We start from the raw sequence: 19,604 nt of genomic DNA on the forward strand, positions 1-19,604 counted from the left end.
ATGATTAAAAAACTATTTTTGGTATTGATTGCAGCAGCGGCTATAGGCTTGTTCTTTCACTTTAATTTACACCAGTTACTTACACTTGAAGGCTTAAAAGGCTCGATGGATCAATTTAGCCAATATAAAGAGCAATCGCCATTATTGGTTTTTGGTGGCTTCTTTTTATTATACGTAGTGGTAACGGCTCTCTCATTACCGGGGGCGGCTATATTAACACTGGCCGCAGGTGCGTTATTTGGCTTAGTTGAAGGCTTATTGGTTGCCTCGTTTGCCTCTACGGTAGGTGCTACGCTTGCCTTTTTAGTATCGCGTTACTTATTGCGCGATACAATTAAACAACGTTTTCCTGAGCGCTTAGACGCTATTGACGCAGGCGTTGAAAAAGAAGGTGGCTTTTACTTATTTACGCTTAGATTAGTGCCTGTATTTCCGTTCTTTTTAATTAACTTATTGATGGGTGTTACCGCCATTAAAGCATGGACCTTTTACTGGGTAAGCCAAATAGGCATGCTGGCGGGTACATTTGTATTTGTAAACGCGGGTACGCAACTTGCGCAAATTGAAAGCTTATCAGGCATTTTATCGCTCGATCTTATTTTATCGTTCGCTTTATTAGGTGTGTTCCCATTCATTGCTAAAGGAATCCTAAACGTGTTTAAAAAACGTCGCGTATACAAAAATTACACTAAACCTAAAAAGTTTGACCGTAACATGATTGTTATTGGCGCAGGTGCTGGCGGCTTAGTGACAAGCTACATTGCAGCAGCAGTTAAAGCCAAAGTAACCCTAATTGAAGCCGGCGAAATGGGTGGCGACTGTTTAAACTACGGGTGTGTGCCAAGTAAAGCCGTTATTAAAAGCGCTAAAATTGCCGAGCAAATTCGCCATGGCGAACATTATGGCCTTGAAAACGCGACACCGCAGTTTTCGTTTAAAAAAGTAATGGCACGTGTACATAAAGTAATTGCCGACATCGCACCACACGATAGTGTTGAGCGCTACACAAACCTTGGGGTAGATGTAGTAAAAGGCTACGGTAAATTATTAGACCCGTGGACTGTAGAAATTAAGCTTAACGACGGTGGCACGCAAACATTAACCGCCCGTACTATTGTTATTGCCACTGGTGCACGCCCATTTGTACCGCCACTTCCTGGTATTGAAGAAACAGGCTATGTAACAAGCGATACATTATGGACTAAATTTGCTGAACTTGAAGAAGCCCCTAAAAAGCTTGTTGTACTTGGCGGTGGCCCAATTGGTAGCGAACTTGCACAAAGTTTTGCACGCTTAGGCTCAAATGTTACGCAAGTTGAAATGGCTGAACGCATTATGATCAAAGAAGACCTAGAAGTGTCTATCTTTGCTCACGAAGCGCTTATTGAGAGCGGCGTAAACATTTTAACCTCGCATCAGGCACTACGCTGTGAAGCGCGCGATGGCAAAAAGTTCATTGTGGTAAAACATAATGATACCGAAATCGATATTGAATACGATGAGCTACTATGTGCTGTGGGCCGAAGCGCTCGCCTTAAAGGTTACGGCCTTGAAGAACTTGGCATAGAAACTAACCGTACTGTAGTCACTAACGAATACCTTGAAACGCTTTACCCTAACATTTTTGCCGCTGGCGATATTGTTGGCCCGTATCAGTTTACGCACGTAGCCGCTCATCAGGGTTGGTACGCAGCAGTAAATGGCTTATTTGGTAATCTTAAAAAGTTTAAAGTAGATTACCGTGTAATCCCGTGGACTACATTTATTGACCCAGAAGTAGCACGTGTTGGCTTAAACGAGCAAGACGCTATTGATAAAGGCATTGACTATGAAATCACTCGCTTTGAATTTGAAGAGCTAGACCGCGCCATTACCGACAGCGCCACCAAAGGCTTTATTAAAGTAATTACACCAAAAGGCAAAGACAAAATACTCGGTGTTACTGTGGTATCTGAGCACGCTGGCGATTTAATAGCTGAATTTGTACTGGCAATGAAACACGGTTTAGGCCTTAACAAAATACTAGGCACAATTCACAGCTACCCTACTTGGGCTGAAGGTAACAAGTACGCTGCAGGCGAGTGGAAACGCGCTCACGCACCTGAAAAAGTACTTAACATGCTTGAAAAATACCACGCATGGCGCAGAGGCTAATATGTTTAAAACACCTTTAAAAGAGCTACTGTTAGGGTCTGCTTTACTTGCAACATCGTTTGCAACGTCATTTTCGGCCCAAGCTCAAAATATGCACGAGGGCTGGAACGCATTATTAAACAACCATGTTGTAGCTATTAATCATGGCCACAGCACAGAGGTTGATTACGCAGCAATAAAAGCTAAGCACAGCGAGCTTAAAAGCTATTTAGATTCGTTATCGGCTGTTACGCAAAATGAGTTTGATACATGGGAAAAACCAAAGCAGCTGGCGTTTTTAATCAACGCATATAACGCCTTTACTGTTGAGCTTATATTAACAAAATACCCAAACCTTAAATCAATTAAAGATTTAGGCAGCTTTTTTAGCTCACCGTGGAGCAAAGAGTTTGTGCCATTACTTGGTAAAACGCGCAGCCTTGATGATATAGAGCATGGTTTAATACGTGGCAGTGGTAAGTACAACGACCCACGTATTCACTTTGCTGTAAATTGCGCAAGTATTGGCTGCCCAGCCCTACGTGAAGAAGCCTACACTGCCACTGATTTAGAAAGCCAATTGCAAGCGCAAACGGTGCGTTTTTTATCAGATACAACCCGCAATATAGCGCAAGATAACACGCTAAGTGTATCTTCAATATTTAAGTGGTACGGCGAGGATTTTGAACAAGGTTTTAAAGGCGCCAACACGCTGCAGCAGTTTTTTTTGCAATACCCTAAAGCACTAAAACTGGTACCCGCTCAGCAAAAAGCGCTTAAAAATAACAACATGAAAGTTAAGTTTTTAGACTACAACTGGGATTTAAATGCTCGCCAATAAATGTTGGCAAACATTATCGCGATACAGCTTTTGCTGTGTCGCGTTTTGCATTTGCCTTGTTATTAGCTTTAAAAGCCTAGCAAGTACACAATTACAAAGCCGTTGGCAACAAATAGAAAGCTTAGGTAAAAACCAAAGCGTATATTTTTATGCGTGGGGCGGCGATGCGCAAATAAATGCATATATTCAATGGGCAGCGCAGCAAGTAAAAGCCAAATACAACATTAACTTAGTACATGTAAAACTCAGTGATACCAGCGAAGCCGTTAGCCGGGTACTTGCCGAAAAATCAGCAAACAATAACGATAAAGGCAGCGTAGATTTAATTTGGATAAACGGTGCTAACTTTGCCACCATGAGCGAGCACTCATTATTACTAAAACAATGGGCTAATAAGCTGCCTAATTTTAGCTACACCGACCCTAGCAATAACCCCGCTGTTAATTTTGATTTTGGAATACCCACTAATGGAATGGAAGCACCTTGGGGCCAAGCATCGCTCACCTTTTACTACGACAGTTTAGCAATTGACGGCACTGCAAATAACACACTACCAACAACCCTAAACCAATTACTTAGCTGGAGCGCACAAAACCCAGGGCGCTTTAGTTACCCAAAGCCACCTGACTTTTTAGGCATGAGCTTTTTAAAATACGCGCTTGTTATGCTACATCAACAAAGTGATGAAACACTTAAAGCGCAGTTAAATCAGCCAGCTACTGCACAAAACACAGCCCAAGTATTAAACCCGTTATGGGACTTTTTAAATAAGCTGCACCCAACACTTTGGCGCGGCGGTAAACACTTTATGCAAAGTGGTGCACAAATGCGCCGCTTAGTAGGCGACACAGAGCTAAGCATAGCGTTTACGTTTTCAGCACCCGAAGTACCCGCCGCCGTTAAACGTTATGATTTACCCAAAAGTATTCGCAGTTATGCAATGCAAGATGGCAGTTTAAGTAACACCCACTTTGTAGCCATACCTTATAATGCAAGCCACCAGCAAAGTGCGCAGTTAGTGGCTAATTTTTTATTAAGCCCAGAGGCGCAAGCTCAAAAACAAAAAGCACCTATATGGGGCGATAAAAGCGTGCTTATTCAATCAACGCTAGCTCCACAGCAACAAGCTTTATTTAAAACAACGCAACCGCATCCAAGTGCCCTGCCTTTAAATAGTATTAAACGCACGCTAAGTGAGCCTCACCCAAGCTGGGTAAATGCTATTGTGCAAGGGTGGCAAACACGTTTTGGAGTAAGCCAATGAGTGTTGTTTCAAATAAGTTAGCAGCAAGCCCAACGCTTAAACCACATAAAAGCGCCGATATGTTTAGTAAATTAGTTAAATTAAGTCCACGCTTTTTACTGGCATTGCTTATTTTACCTGTAATAGGGGGCTTAATTAGCGTGCTATTGCCCGCTTTTGGTTATGCGCCGGTACTTGAGCACACAACACTTGGCCTACATGGCTTTACTATGCTCATGCAAACACCCGGCCTAACACACATGGTTATGCTAAGTGTTGGCAGCGGGTTAATAAGTACCTTACTAGCCTTTACCATTACATTAATGATTTTAGCGGCATTTTTTAATAGCCCGTGGCTTAACCGTATTCAGCGTTTATTGAGTCCCATACTGGTAATTCCCCACGCGGCAGCGGCTATTGCTGTTGGTTTTTTAATTGCGCCTTCGGGAATGATCTCGCGCTTAGTATCGCCTTGGTTTAGTGGGTGGGAACTTGCGCCTAACGGCATGTTTCCGCATGACGCGTTTGGTATTAGTATAATTTTAGGCTTAACCCTTAAAGAGCTGCCTTTTTTACTGTTAATGGCGCTAGGTGTACTTGCCCAACCTGAGCTTGGTAAAAAACTGCGCCAACAACATAAAGTAGCGCTTAATTTAGGCTACTGCCCTATGACGGCTTTTTTTAAAGTAATATTACCAAGCCTTTACCCATTATTGCGTCTACCTATTTTAGCCGTATTGGCTTATGCCAGTGCAAGTGTAGAAATGCCACTTATTCTGGGGCCAAATACCCCACCCACATTGGCTGTCGCTATAATGCACTGGTTTAACGATGTAGATTTAAACCTGCGTATTAAAGCCTCTGCAGGGGCGTTATTGCAGCTTGTACTTACTGGTGGTTTACTAGCTCTTTGGTTTGGCGGCGAAAAAGCGATAAAAGCATTATTTAGTGATTTACTCACCAATGGCGAGCGAGAATATGGCGGCGTTTATTGGCAAAAAATAACAACCGTATTAACAGTATTTGTAATTGGCTTTATTTTGCTCTCGTTAATTGGCTTAATTATGTGGTCGGTTGCCGGATTTTGGCGTTTTCCGGCGGCACTGCCCGAGCAGCTCACGCTACTTCACTTTAAAAGTGCGCTAATGCAAATGCAAAGCCCGCTTTTTAATACCCTTGCTATAGGGCTAGTTACTACGTTATTTGCCATTATTATTACCCTTTTGTGCTTAGAGTCAGAGCAGTTAAGTGCCAAACCCATGTCGCGCTTTACCAGCTTAATTATTTATTTACCGCTGCTTGTGCCAAGTATTGCGTTTTTATTTGGCCTAGTGTGGCTGCAACAACTAGTAAATAACCAGGCCGCGTTTTTTAATGTGGTATTTACCCATTTATTGTTTGTACTTCCGTATGTGTTTTTATCGCTTGCGAGCAGTTATAGGCGCTTAGACCCTCGCTTTGCTCATGTAGCAGCAAGCCTTGGCGCAACGCCCTGCAAAGTGTTTTTACAAGTAAAATTACCCCAGTTATTTGCTCCTATTTTAATTGCGGCGGCACTTGGTTTAGCCATTAGCTTTGGCCAATACCTCCCCACGCTTTTAGCCGGTGGCGGGCGCATAGCAACCATCACAACCGAAGCGGTTACCCTTGCTAATGGCGCAAGTAGGCGCACCAGTGCGGTGTATGCCATTATGCAAATGGCATTGCCACTCATTGGCTTTATACTGGCGTGGGTGTTACCTAAGTACTTTTTTAAAAGCGCCCATCGCTAACCCATAAATTAAAAGGTTTTTAATGCAGTCATCTTTAGAGATTAAAAATTGTGAGCTTTATCGTCAAAACCAACAATTACTTAGCTTAAACGAGCAGGTAAAAGGCGGCGAAATACTCACTGTTATGGGGCCATCAGGCAGTGGTAAATCAAGTTTATTAAACTGGCTTACCGGCACATTACCCGGTGGTTTTAGCGCAAATGGCGAAGTGTGGCTTAACGGCGAAAATATTAATAACTTGCCCGCACATTTACGCCACATAGGCGTGCTTTATCAAGATGCGTTATTATTTTCGCATTTATCGGTAAGCGGAAACATTGCCTTTGCTATGCCTAAAGGCAATAAAAAACAGCGCCTTGAAAAAATAGAGCACGCCCTTGAACAAATTGGATTAAAAGGCATGGCTAATCGCCACCCCGACAACCTCTCTGGTGGGCAACAAGCCCGCGTTGCTTTATTGCGTATGCTATTGAGCGAGCCAAAAGCTATTTTACTTGATGAGCCCTTTAGCAAGCTCGACACCCAATTAAGAGTAGATACGCGCGAGCTGGTATTTAGCCAAATACGCGAGCATAAATTGCCCGCTATTATGGTAACCCACGATCATAGCGATGCAGAGGCCGCAAACGGCAAGCTGATCACCTTAAATTTAGCCAAATAAACGCACAAAAGTACAAGGCACCAAGCATGTTAGACAAATACATCACCCCAGTAATAAAGCCACTGTTAACCCCCGTTGTAGCGTTAATGCACAAGCGCGGCATAACGCCCGACCAACTTACTGTGGCAGGCTTTTTAATAGGCCTATTAGCTGTGCCATTAATTGCGTATGAAATGTGGTACGCAGCGTTAACGGCTATTGCTTTAAATCGTATTTTAGATGGGCTAGATGGTGCATTAGCACGCCATGCAAATTTAAGTTCAAGCGCTGGCGGCTTTTTAGATATTACCCTCGACTTTTTATTTTATGCGGCAATTCCGCTTGGCTTTATTTTGGCAAACCCCGAGCAAAACGCCATTGCAGGTAGCATATTACTGGCCACCTTTATAGGCACTGGCTCAAGCTTTTTAGCCTTTGCCATAGCCGCCGAAAAATTTAAGCTCGAAAAACCCCAGTTTAAATACAAAAGCTTTTACTATTTAAATGGTTTAACCGAAGGCACAGAAACCATCGCGCTGTTTATTGCCTTTTGTATTTGGCCGCAGCACTTTGCCCTAATGGCGAGTATTTTTGCCACTGCGTGCGCTATTACTATTTTTACACGTATACATGGTGGTTATAACACACTTAAACGCCAAGAAGCTGATGAGGTTACACAAGCCAATGAGTAATGAAATTTGGTGGCGATTAGGGTTCTTTTTTAGCATTTTGGTTATTATGATGCTACTAGAATCGCGCATGCCTGCCCGTAAATCGCCGATAAAAAGCACCACCCGGTGGTTGGCCAATTTTGGCCTGGTGTTTGCTGCCTCTGTAATTGCTCGCTTAAGTGTGCCAATAGGTTTAACTGCCGTAGCGCTTTATAACCAAGAGCACGGTATCGGTTTATTTAATCAAATAACCACACCAAGTAGTGTTGCTATTATTTTAAGCATATTACTGCTAGATATAGTTATTTATTGGCAGCACCGGCTGTTTCATCAAGTGCCTATTTTGTGGCGTTTGCACCGAGTGCACCACGCCGATGCCCATGTAGATACCAGCACAGGTTTGCGTTTTCACCCTATCGAAATTGTGCTCAGTATAGTTATAAAATTGATTGCCGTAACCGCTTTGGGTGTACCTGCTATTGCTGTATTAATATTTGAAATAGCACTTAATGGATTAGCGCTGTTTAACCACGCCAATATACGTTTACCCAATGCCATAGAAAAACCACTTCGGCTCATATTAATGACCCAAATACTGCATCGTATTCATCATAGCCAACGCGTGAGCGAAACCAATTCAAACTATGGATTTAGCGTTATTTGGTGGGATAAACTGTTTGGTAGTTACAAAAGTGAAGCGCAAAAAGCCGATAACGACATAGATATAGGCTTAAAAGAATACCCTAACCCGCAGCAAAACGCCTCGCTGTGGGGCTTGCTAATTATGCCGTTTAAACGTAAATAAGCTGCCGTTTCAAGTGGCTACAATACTCTTAAAATAAACAATAAATTAATAAGGTAAATGCGTATTTAAATTTACACATTTACCTTATTAAACCCCGCCAAAGCCTTACCCGCTAAAATTTAGCCTTAACAAGTTAAGCACTTTAAAGGGTTTACTAACCTATTGAATGCTATACCACTTTCACTTTGTTTTTAACTTTCGTTTTTTGTAAAAAAGCAAAATTACACGCCATATAGTTAGCCTAATGCAGGTAAGTCATTGCAATTAGCGCTAAACGTAATTGCTGCAGGTCACTTTAATATTTACCAATTAAGTAAAGTATTAATAGATGTATTAAAAATGCAACATTACAAATAATGTAAGCTGTTAAATTTATTAGCGATTTAGTTAATAACTCCAATTGGTAAACTGGTCTTACCGTAAACTAAATGTAAATAAAACACACAAATATGTTGACCATTTACGTAGTGCGCAATATTATTTGTAAGCGCTTACAAAAACACATGATAAATGTAAGCGCTTACAAAAATAAATATGGTTCTTTTTAATAAGTTTAAACACACATTCTGACAACAATCTGTGAAACCGGGGTTCAGCTATGAACATTGAAAAAACACACATTGCTCGCTTACTGGCTGCTATTTCGTTAGCGTCTTTAGCTGGCTGTGGTGGCGACTCAGCCACAACATCTAATTTTGAAAATATCGACGCTTCTGAGCCAGTTTCAGATTGGCAACTAGTATGGAGCGACGAGTTTGAAGACTCAGCCATTGATACTAATAAGTGGAACTTTGAATTAAACTGCGATGGCGGTGGTAACAACGAAAAACAATGTTACACCGATAACGAAGAAAACGCCTTTATACAAGACGGTGTGTTAAACATTGTTGCCCTACCCGCGACAGAAGGCGCTGAAAAGCCCTACACTTCTGCGCGTTTAAATACCCGTTACAATGCTGACTTTACTTATGGCCGCTTTGAAGTACGTGCAAAGCTGCCTTCGGGGCAAGGCAGCTGGCCTGCGTTTTGGATGCTACCAACCGATGAAGAATACGGTACATGGCCACGCTCAGGCGAAATTGATGTTTTAGAATCAGTAAACCTAAAAACCGCTGACGAAGATGGCGGTATTGAATCAAGCATTCATGGCACATTGCATTACGGCCGCGCTTGGCCAGATAACAGCTACACAGGCCAAGAGTACAAATTTCCTGAAGATAGCAACCCAGCAGATGACTTTCATACTTACGCAGTAGAGTGGCAAGAAGGTGAAATACGCTGGTACGTTGATGGCTACCTATATGCCACACAGCGCCAATCAGAAGTATTATATAATTCCAAAGGCGAAGCCGCAGGTTTGAAACATCGCGGTTGGTTTGCAGAGTATTTTGAACAAGGTTCTGGCGAGCTAGAAACTCATTGGGATAGCGCTCCTTACGATAAAGACTTTCACTTACTGTTAAATTTAGCAGTAGGCGGCGACTGGCCTGAAAACGTAAATGAGTTAGGCGTAGATGCCAGCGCATTTGAAAACGGCCAAACATTTGCAATTGACTACGTACGTGTTTATCAATGTGCATCAAACCCAGATACCGGCAAAGGGTGTGAAACTATTCGCCCAGGTTACGATAGCCTAGACGATGCCCTGCTAGAGGGCGAAGCGCCTATTCCTAGCCCGCCATCTACAGGTATTGCTACACCGTTAACTATTTTTGGCGACAGCTTTAACCCTAACTGGCCAGCATGGGATTGTTGTGGTGGCTCTACACCTGCAATTGTAAGTGATGAAGAGCAAGGCGACGTTGTTGAATTTACAATAGGCAGCGAGCCTACAGTGGTTGGTTTTATTAGCCGCGATGCGTTTATTACTGACGAAAACGGTGCTGCAACACCTTTTGATGCATCACCTATGCTAGAAGAAGGCTACGTACGCTTTAAAATGAAAGTAACCAGTGCACCAAGCGTGCCAGACACACCTTGGTTTGTAAAACTTGAAAGCACAGAAGCCTCAACCGATGCTGATATGCCGCTTACAAGTAGCGTTGAAGGCCAAGCACCTGTAGTAGGTCAGTGGCAAACCTATACGTTTTTGCTTTCTGACCTTGCTGACTTAGATTTAGATATCAGCGCAATTGACGTACTTATGGTATTTCCTGAGTGGGGCACGGGCGAAGGCGCAACCTTTTTAATTGACGACGTTGAAATTACACAAGACAACCTAGGCGCATCACCAGAGCTAACTATTTTTGAAGATGAGCAAAACCTAGCATGGCCAATGTGGGATTGCTGTGGTGGCTCAACGCCTATCGAAGTGGTAGATGATGAAGCGCACGGTGTAACCGCTGAATTTAGTATTGGTGCAGAGCCTACAGTAATGGGCTTTAACAGCCGTACTGAAGTAGGTGGTGCAGGTGAGTCATTTGATGCAAGCAGCATTTTAGATGAAGGCGTTATACAGTTTGACTTAAAAGTAACGTCTACTCCTAGCGACCCGTCAACTGCGTGGTTATTTAAAGTAGAGGCAAATGGTGCAACTTCATTTGCAGAACTTGAACTAACGCAAAGTGTTGAAGGTGTAGCGCCAGTGACTGGCGAGTGGCAAACTTATACATTTAAGTTATCAGATCTCGCAGGTGCAGGTCTTGATGTAAGTGCAATTGATGTACTTATGATTTTTCCGGCATGGGGCGCAGGTGAAGGCGCGGTTTACCGTGTAGATAACGTTAAAATTTACAACCCTAATGCAGCGCCCGTTGCCTCTGGTGAGCTAAACGTATTTACAGATACAGTCGCCGATCAGTGGAGCATATGGGATTGCTGTGGTGGTTCAACACCTACTACAGAAACCGACGATGATCAGCACGGCGCAGTGGCTCAGTTTAGCATTGGTGCAACACCTACTGTAATGGGCTTTTTAGCCGATGAAGACGTATCGTTTGATGCATCAGCCCTGTTAGAAAATGGCGTTGTACAGTTTGATTTAAAAGTAATAACAGCACCTTCAAACGTGGATGCACAATGGTTATTTAAAATTGAATCAATTGGCGCTTCAAGCGCAGTAGAGCTGGCATTAACGCAAAGCAATGAAGGGCAAACACCTGTTACAGGCGAATGGCAAACATACACCTTCCCTATTGGGCAACTATTTGATGCGGGCTTAGATATTAGCGCTATAAACGTGCTCATGGTATTTCCTACGTGGGATATGGGCAACGGCGCATTATACCGCATAGATAACGTGATTATCGCGAATCCATAAAAACACACTACAATAGGCGCATGGCGCCTATTGCTACACAACAACATTTTATAAAGCAGAGCTATTATGAACACATTCAATTTTAAAAAGAGCCAACTCGCGGCTTCTGTGTCTCTTATCATTGCTGCAAGCACGTTAAATACGGCCATTGCTGCCGAGGCAGACACTGCAGCATCTCCTGATGTAGAAGTTATTGAAGTAAAAGGTATTCGTGGTTCACTTATTCGTTCTATGGATATGAAACGTGATTCATCGGGCGTAGTAGATGCCATTTCAGCAGAAGAAATGGGGAAATTTCCAGATACCAATTTAGCAGAGTCATTACAACGCATTACCGGTGTATCGGTGAGCCGTGCAAACGGTGAAGGTAGCCAAATTACCGTACGTGGTTTTGGCCCAGAGTTTAACTTAATTACGCTAAACGGCCGCCAAATGCCTGGCACAGGTTATACGCGTTCGTACAACCTTGAAAACATTGCCTCAGAGGGCGTAAGTGCGCTAGAAGTATTTAAAACAGCGCGCGCCGATGTACCAAGCGGTGGTTTAGGTGCTACGGTAAACATTTCTACTGCGCGCCCTTTTCAAAAACCAGGTCAAAATTTTTCAGCCACGGTTAAAGCAAATCACGACTCATCAAACGAAGCCGGTGATGATGTAACCCCGGAGCTTTCGGCTGTTTATAGCAACACATTTGCAGATGACAGATTTGGTTTTGGTTTTTCGTTTTCGCACCAAGAACGCGACTTTCAAAAACAACGCGCCAATATTCAAGGTTGGCAAGCCAATGTTGATTTACCTGAATTAGATAGCAGTAACGTTGTTGATAACCGTACTGACCCATCAGGTAACTACTACTTCCCTAAAGACATGAACTACTCTATTGAAGATGTAGAGCGTGAACGTACTAACGGCCAAGTTACTTTTCAATTTGAACCAGTTGATGGCTTTGTAGCCACCTTAGATTACACAGCAAGTAAAGCGGTTACGGGCTCTGAAAGTATTGGTTGGGGTATTTGGAACGACTTTGGTAGCAATATTAATGGCTACGAGCTTGATGAAAACGGCACCGCTGTTTATGCCGATATTAGCGGAAACGATGCCTCGTTTACAGCCAACAAAGGCACCACAGAAGTAAAAGCACGCTCTATTGGTTTAAACCTAGAGTGGGAAATTAACGACACGTGGCACGTAGAGCTTGATTACCATGACTCTAAAAATGAAACCGATAACGGCGCCGATGATGGGCTAGGCAGTACTGGCCAAGTGATTTTAGGCTCTGATCAGCTAGCAAACAAAATTTACGATTACCGCACAGGCGAAATCCCAAGTGCTCAAGTTAACTGGTTAAACGGCACAAGCGAATTAACGCCAGGCGAAATTGACTCTAACTTTAGCCAATTTACGCACTCGCCGGGTGAATCAAACATTGAGCAATTACAATTACATACCACTTGGTACAATGAAAACTTTGATATTGGCCTAGTTAAAGTAAAATTTGGTGCATCGCGCACTGAGCAAAACACTGGCGGTTACACTGCTTGGAGTGGCTTAGTGGGTGGCCCAGGCTTTAACCCATCGTACACAGAAATATTCCCAGATAGCATGTTTACTCGCCACGATACGTCGGGCCTTTTAGATCAATTTGATGGTGGCGGCAGCAACTTACAACCAGGTTACTACTACACCTACGATTTTGACGAAGCAGTGGCTCGCCAAATGGCTTACCTAACTTCTGATGTAACCGGTGGCGATGCATACGCTGCTAATGCTTACATGGATGGTATTGATAGCGAAAGCTACGTAGAAGAAATTACAAACAGCTTTTATATTCAATCAAGCTGGGAGTTTGATGTAAGCGATTACTACGTAAAAGTAAACGCAGGCCTGCGCTACGAGCAAACAGATGTAACCAGCACAGTACGCCAACGTGTTGAAGAACAAGTAAACTGGATCAGCGCCTCAGAATGGATAATGCAATATGCAGCCGGCGGCGATGATAACTTCTTAGAGCAGCAAGGCGATTACGACATATTATTACCGTCAATCGATGTAAGTGTTGATTTAACCGAAGACGTTGTAGCCCGTGTTTCATGGGGTAAAACTATGTCGCGTGCACCACTGGGTGATTTAGCCGGTGGCCGTAGCTTAACAGGCAGCCCAAAACCTGGCTCGCGCACGGGTAGCCAAGGTAATACAAATTTATTGCCGTTTGAATCAACCAATCTCGACTTATCATTAGAGTATTACTACGCAGAAGGCAGCTATGCCTCTGTTGGTTACTTTAAAAAAGACGTAGATAACTTTATTCAAACCACCATTACGCAAACCACGATTGAAGGCCTATACGACATTTTAAACGGCCCGCGTTACTTACAAGCAGTTAGCGATATTGAATCGCGCGGCGAGCAAGCAACCACCGATGCTATTTTTGCGCAAATGATTAGCAATGGTTATGGCAATGCGAATGGCGTCATTGAGCCAAATAGCGATGACCCACTTATGGTATGGAACATAAGCCAACCACAAAACACCGACAGCAAATCGGTAGATGGTTTTGAAGTGGCTGTTCAGCACTTAATTGGCGAAACTGGTTTTGGTGTAGGTGTTAACGCCACGTTTGTAGATGGCGATGTAGAATTTGATAGCGAAAGCCTAGACCAACAAGCTCCGCTTACAGGTTTAAGTGACTCTGCAAACTTTCAAGGCTTTTACGAAAAAGACGGCCTCTCAATCAAAATTACTTACGCATGGCGCGACTCGTACTTAATTGGTGTAGGCCAAGCACAAGGCTCAGCCGATGCACCACCGCAATATGCTAAAGCCTACGGCCAATGGGATATGAGCGTAAACTACGATGTAAACGAAAAAGTAACCGTATTTTTTGATGGCATAAACTTAAATAATGCCACCGAAGAAGGCTACGGCCGTTACGAAGAGCAGTTTTTATTTGCTAATCAGTACGGCCCACGCTACTCAATTGGTGCCCGTTACACGTTTTAAACTATTCTAACTAGGGAATAGTTAAGCCGCTTGTTTTAACAAGCGGCTTTTTTTATAACGCTTTTATTTGCTCAAGCAATACATTGGTTGTCCAATCAATGCCGTTATATGCCACATCGGGCTTGTAAAAACCCCTGCCCCATGTAGCGCATAATATAGTGATTGTATTTTGTTTTAACCAAGCTTACTTGCAATTACCACAAGACAACTAGTCTGTTTTTTAGGCAAAAAATCCTAATGCATAGTTTACCAAACTGCAAAATTAAGATGGGTGTCTCGTTTATTTTCATGCAGTAAAAAAACCATGCCAATTAATTTTGGTGCTTGAAGGTAATCTTCGGCCGCTAAAAATTGTCCAATTAATCTCGGGGATTGCGTAACTTCATAATCAGTTGATCATAGTTTTCACTTTTCGGCACAATACTTAATTCACCGTCGGCCTCGAAAACCACCGCCATAACTGTACTTAAATCACCAAAACCGGCTTTTCGAACACTCGCTTCCACCTCGGTGCTGGTGAGACGAGTGTCTTTCATAGCAGCCTCTATATATTCACCGTCGAAAAAGACTAATTGTGGAGAGGTTTTGACTACTTTGTCGAACGTCGAAAAATGGGCGCTGATCCAAGTGAGTAAATATTGTAAAAAGAGGAGCAGGCTTACCGCGACTAAAACCTCAACTATAACCACGTCTTTCAATAAGATAGCAGAACCTAAGATGGAGCCTGCCGCAACGGTGATTATCCAGTCAAAGTTATTCATTTTAGCAAATGAGCGTTTACCCAATAAATGCGTCGCTAGGATTAAAAAGGGATAAATAATCAAGGTTGTAGTAACAATGCGCGCTATTTCACTCCACGATTCAAAAAACATATTTCCCTCTACTTAAGGTGCTGAATATACTAATAATCATATAAACTAAACAGCCACCTGAATCACACAAACTAGGCAGTCACCTTAATAAAACAAACAACACTGTGCAACTAAATCTGCCATACAGATTCAGGATTTATCTTTTATTAATGGGTCTCTTTACAGATGGTTTTTAATTTATGTCAGGGCATCAAATTATGATGGGCCCTAACAAATTATGATGGGACCCACTTTATTTAGCCTATTAGAATCTGGGCATCAAAAAGTGCAAAGTTTAAGATGGGAGTTTTGTTAATTCTTTCTCTGAATTTTTTTAACTAAAGGCACTATCGCTAAAGCTAGCAATACGGCAAGAAAAAAGCCCACAAACGTATTACCAAACACCCATCTAAAAAAGATTCCTGAAAGAGACAAAACAAAAGCTGACCAAAGCCATGGATTTATATTCTGCATACTATCTAGAGCACCTCATAGCACCTTGCTTAGGGGCGCAAACACATGGGCTATAATTTGGTTCGAAGCGACGCTGCCCATGTGTATGCATCCCAGCGAACGAAGTGAGTGTGTTGATTAGGTTGTTAGGTGCGTGCATATTTAAACCACTTCCCTTGGGGCTTTACCATGAAAGCCCAAGTATAGTTTTTTGAGATTACCTGGCACGAGAGGCCAGCCACGCTCAATACCTTCTTTTGTACCTTTCCAGAATAAGTGCTCTGTATAATATACATCTATGTATTCGAATTCTGCTTTGGTTGCAGTATCTAGTTTTTCGCTCATGTACTGCAACTGTTCTAATGCTTCTTCTAAATTACCTTGGTTAAACAAAATGGTTGTCAAATTTGCGAACTCTTCCATTAGGAATGTGAGTGCCCATTTTTCATGTTTTTCCATGAGAGGCACAACGTCAGGAAATTTAGTGCGGATCTCTTTTAAGAACTGTCTTATCTCTGATTTGGCCATTGATTTCTCAGAAGCACCTAACGCTTCGCACAAAAGGTGACAGTTTCCGGAGGTCGGCTTGCTGCGCCTTGTTCTACTCATACTCTTTAAATACGTCATGGATTCGTTGAACTGAAACTCTATTAAAGTCCTCTTCGTAATACTCTTTGCCCCATTTTATATATTCTAATGGGGTGATTTTTATAGAAGGTAGAAGCCAACTTGAGCCATCATCTTCTTCATCATTGAATTTAACTGGGCCTTGCATCCACTTGCCAGTTTCGCCTTCTCTCCAATAACAAAAAGTAACATCCTCTTTTTCAAAGGCCTCATCATCCAAAATGGACAATAGTTTTTCTGGTGCCCCATCGTACATTCCCGGCCATACGCCATACTCATCCTGAGCATGTGGGCTTACTTCTGACTCATGGTCGAAACCTTTTATTAAAATGGACTCATCTGAAAATACGATAACTAAATCGTCGCCACCGCCATTGTATTGTCATAAGTAGCGACCTGAATCCCCTCACACCAATCTGGACTAAATGTGAAGCAGCGAAGATACTCATCATCACAAAGCTCAATGTCTAACGCAGCACAAGCCTTAAGGGAAGATCGAATCTGACATCTGACTATTTGATATGCTCTCTAATTTCATCAGTGCTCGCCTAATTGAAGAGTAGAACGCCGCGTTAAGTAGTGAGCGACGCCTACGACTAACCTAAACCATTACACCGTAAACACAAAACTCAATTTGAACCAAGAATGCCATGCGTTGCGAATCTGCCTTAAACGCTTTGTTATGCGTTCATTCCATGTGCAGGGCTGATTCTGGACATGATAACCATATCTATATACCGTCCACTTTTGAATGTACTCAAACGCTTAATGCCCTCAGTTTCAAAGCCTACCTTTTCATACAGAGCTTTGGCTGAAAGATTATCAGCATGAACCTCTAATTCAACACGAATTAAATTAAGCCAATTATCAGCTTGATTGATTGCTTCATGCATCAAGGCTTTTCCGACACCTTGTCCGTGACTTTCAGGATGAACAGCGATGGCAATAGAAGCAGTATGCTTATCCCGAACTTTATCCGTTAGGAATAGCGTCACGTGTCCAACCACTTTACCATTAACTTCTGCAACTAACGTGTATTGATTTGATGCTGAAAAGAGATTTGAAACTTGCGAAGAGCTCAAAAAAGGAAGTTGTGATGTATTTGCCATTACTTCCGTAAAGCTATAAATATTATGAAGATCTTTATGATCAAATTCTTCTAAGTGTCTAATTTTCAAGTTACATCCTTACTGTAAGATCTGCCGAACGCATAACAACTTTGTCTACGACATTTGTCGTTTTATAAACCGACAAATGTCCCTATATTACGATGCATTTATCTTAGCTAGCAAATAACCACCTGTAAACAACTAGTTAACTACAAAGAAATCTCCGTTAATGCTGTAATACACCTAAATGGGGGAGATCAGTCATATCCGACAATGCATAAATCACTGCACATTTTTAGAGCAACTTTTATAAAAAATTAATATTGTAAAATCGTTTTTTGACGCAGGTAATGGCCTATTTAACGCGCTTAGGTTTTAACGCTTTAAACGCGGCTGGTATTGTACTTATATATTACAACACGCTTAAAATAGTGTTGTGAGTACTGTGAATAAAAAGCGCTGCAAATATGCAGCGCCCTCATTACTTAATGGTTGTTGTGTTTAAGTTTTAGCTGTTTTATTAAAAAAAGCCGAGTGGATCTTCGCTATAGCTCACTAATAAATTTTTAGTTTGTTGATAGTGATCGAGTGCTAGTTTGTGTGTTTCACGCCCTATTCCTGATTTTTTATACCCACCAAATGCAGCATGTGCTGGGTACATGTGGTAACAGTTGGTCCACACTCGGCCAGCTTCAATTTTGCGCCCCATGGTATAAGCACGGTTCATGTTTCGGCTCCACACCCCTGCGCCTAAGCCAAATTCTGAGCTGTTGGCAAGTTCGAGTGCTTCAGCTTCATCTTTAAAGGTCGACATAGAAATAACAGGGCCAAAAATTTCTTCTTGGAACACACGCATGTCGTTTGTACCTTTAAGCAGTGTAGGTTGTATGTAATAACCACCATTTAAATCGTCATTTAGCTGCTCTACGTTTCCGCCGGTGAGTACTTCAGCGCCTTCTTTTTTACCTATGTCTATGTAACTAAGTATTTTATCAAACTGTGCTTTTGAAGCTTGAGCGCCCACCATGGTTTCGCTATCGAGTGGATTGCCACGTTTAATTTGTTGAGTGCGCTCGAGTATGCGCTCAATAAACTGCTCGTATATATCTTCTTGAATAAACAATCTTGATGGACAGGTACATACTTCACCTTGGTTAAAGTAAGCAAGTACGGCGCCTTCTATGGCTTTTGATAAAAACGCGTCGTCTTTTTCCATTACATCATTAAAAAATATATTGGGCGATTTACCGCCAAGCTCTACCGTTGAGGGAATAATGTTTTCAGCAGCACATTTTAAAATATGTGAGCCAACAGGTGTAGAGCCTGTAAATGCAATTTTAGCAATGCGTTTGCTTGTGGCCAGTGCTTCGCCTGCTTCTTTACCAAACCCATTTACAATATTGAGCACGCCTGCAGGCAGTAAGTCACCAATAATGTCCATTAAAACTAAAATAGAGGCCGGTGTTTGCTCAGCTGGTTTTAGTACCACACAGTTACCTGCAGCAAGTGCGGGTGCAAGTTTCCATGCGGCCATTAAAATAGGGAAGTTCCACGGGATAATTTGCCCAACCACACCTAACGGTTCGTGAAAATGATACGCCACCGTGGTTTCGTCAATTTCGCCAATACTGCCATCTTGCGAGCGCAGGCACCCCGCAAAGTAGCGAAAATGATCGGCCGCGAGCGGAATATCAGCCGCGAGTGTTTCGCGAATGGCTTTACCGTTATCCCATGTTTCGGCAACAGCTAGTAGCTCTAGGTTTTGCTCAATTCGGTCGGCTATTTTTAGCAGTATATTACTGCGCTCGGTCACCGAGGTTGTGCCCCACTGCTCTCGCACTGCATGCGCTTTGTCGAGTGCTAGGTTTATATCATCTTTGTCGGAGCGAGGTATTTGGCAAAATACCTTACCATTTACTGGGCTTATATTATCAAAGTATTGGCCGTTTACAGGTTTTACCCACTCTCCGCCAATGTAATTACCGTATTGTTGTTTAAAGTTTACGAGTGCGCCATCGCTACCTGGATTTGCGTATATCATGTGTGTGCTCTCTTTATTGTTGTTAGCTAAAGGTCGAACATTTATATAAAACAAAATGCTTTATATTTAATCAGTGTTGTTTGACATTAGCCTAACGAGCACCTAAAAACTTGATTAGCTGTCCACAAAAGTTGTCTGTGAGTCCACACTAATAAAAAT

The 19,604-nt window shown here is 42.4% G+C and carries 14 protein-coding genes; 9 read left to right on the forward strand and 5 right to left on the reverse strand.

Translation table 11 applies throughout. From position 1 onward, the window contains the following. From PSH41_RS14895 to PSH41_RS14935, 9 genes are all read left to right on the forward strand, one after another. Positions 1-2,154, forward strand: coding sequence for an FAD-dependent oxidoreductase (locus tag PSH41_RS14895; protein ID WP_273589443.1), 2,154 nt, complete (start codon positions 1-3; stop codon positions 2,152-2,154). 1 nt (position 2,155) lies between these two features. Then, positions 2,156-2,974, forward strand: coding sequence for a DUF547 domain-containing protein (locus PSH41_RS14900; RefSeq protein ID WP_273589444.1), 819 nt, complete (start codon positions 2,156-2,158; stop codon positions 2,972-2,974). Beyond that, on the forward strand, positions 2,961-4,238 hold the full coding sequence (locus PSH41_RS14905) for an ABC transporter substrate-binding protein (protein WP_273589445.1): 1,278 nt from the start codon (positions 2,961-2,963) through the stop codon (positions 4,236-4,238). The genes PSH41_RS14900 and PSH41_RS14905 overlap by 14 nt, the downstream gene beginning before the upstream one ends. After that, positions 4,235-5,989, forward strand: a complete 1,755-nt coding sequence (locus PSH41_RS14910) for an ABC transporter permease (RefSeq protein ID WP_273589446.1) — start codon at positions 4,235-4,237, stop codon at positions 5,987-5,989. The genes PSH41_RS14905 and PSH41_RS14910 overlap by 4 nt, the downstream gene beginning before the upstream one ends. A gap of 22 nt (positions 5,990-6,011) precedes the next feature. Further along, positions 6,012-6,650, forward strand: a complete 639-nt coding sequence (locus PSH41_RS14915; RefSeq protein WP_054981734.1) for an ATP-binding cassette domain-containing protein — start codon at positions 6,012-6,014, stop codon at positions 6,648-6,650. Positions 6,651-6,676: 26 nt separating this feature from the next. Further along, positions 6,677-7,321, forward strand: a complete 645-nt coding sequence (locus PSH41_RS14920; protein WP_256850848.1) for a CDP-alcohol phosphatidyltransferase family protein — start codon at positions 6,677-6,679, stop codon at positions 7,319-7,321. Beyond that, positions 7,314-8,105, forward strand: a complete 792-nt coding sequence (locus PSH41_RS14925) for a sterol desaturase family protein (RefSeq protein WP_273589447.1) — start codon at positions 7,314-7,316, stop codon at positions 8,103-8,105. The genes PSH41_RS14920 and PSH41_RS14925 overlap by 8 nt, the downstream gene beginning before the upstream one ends. Positions 8,106-8,703: 598 nt before the next feature. Continuing rightward, on the forward strand, positions 8,704-11,364 hold the full coding sequence (locus PSH41_RS14930) for a glycoside hydrolase family 16 protein (RefSeq protein WP_273589448.1): 2,661 nt from the start codon (positions 8,704-8,706) through the stop codon (positions 11,362-11,364). A 66-nt stretch (positions 11,365-11,430) separates the two neighbouring features. After that, positions 11,431-14,364, forward strand: a complete 2,934-nt coding sequence (locus PSH41_RS14935; protein WP_273589449.1) for a TonB-dependent receptor — start codon at positions 11,431-11,433, stop codon at positions 14,362-14,364. A 359-nt stretch (positions 14,365-14,723) separates the two neighbouring features. On the opposite strand, the gene PSH41_RS14940 is transcribed toward PSH41_RS14935, so the two are convergent. The 5 genes from PSH41_RS14940 to exaC all read right to left on the reverse strand — a co-directional run bounded on the left by PSH41_RS14940 (position 14,724) and on the right by exaC (position 19,445). After that, the gene (locus tag PSH41_RS14940; protein WP_121638353.1) at positions 14,724-15,236 is read right to left on the reverse strand and encodes a DUF421 domain-containing protein; all 513 of its coding nucleotides are present in this window, start codon (positions 15,234-15,236) and stop codon (positions 14,724-14,726) included. A 594-nt stretch (positions 15,237-15,830) separates the two neighbouring features. After that, positions 15,831-16,196 (reverse strand): DUF7674 family protein, encoded by a 366-nt coding sequence (locus tag PSH41_RS14945; RefSeq protein WP_273589450.1) that lies wholly within the window; start codon positions 16,194-16,196, stop codon positions 15,831-15,833. A 73-nt stretch (positions 16,197-16,269) separates the two neighbouring features. Continuing rightward, positions 16,270-16,551: a hypothetical protein gene (locus PSH41_RS14950; RefSeq protein WP_273589451.1), complete on the reverse strand. Its 282-nt coding sequence runs from the start codon at positions 16,549-16,551 to the stop codon at positions 16,270-16,272. 424 nt (positions 16,552-16,975) lie between these two features. Continuing rightward, positions 16,976-17,473, reverse strand: coding sequence for a GNAT family N-acetyltransferase (locus tag PSH41_RS14955; protein WP_248443879.1), 498 nt, complete (start codon positions 17,471-17,473; stop codon positions 16,976-16,978). A 451-nt stretch (positions 17,474-17,924) separates the two neighbouring features. Further along, positions 17,925-19,445 (reverse strand): acetaldehyde dehydrogenase ExaC, encoded by a 1,521-nt coding sequence (exaC, locus tag PSH41_RS14960; RefSeq protein WP_024032776.1) that lies wholly within the window; start codon positions 19,443-19,445, stop codon positions 17,925-17,927. Positions 19,446-19,604: the final 159 nt, after the last annotated feature.

Source organism: Pseudoalteromonas sp. CST2 (assembly GCF_028599385.1).
Classification (GTDB): domain Bacteria; phylum Pseudomonadota; class Gammaproteobacteria; order Enterobacterales; family Alteromonadaceae; genus Pseudoalteromonas; species Pseudoalteromonas atlantica.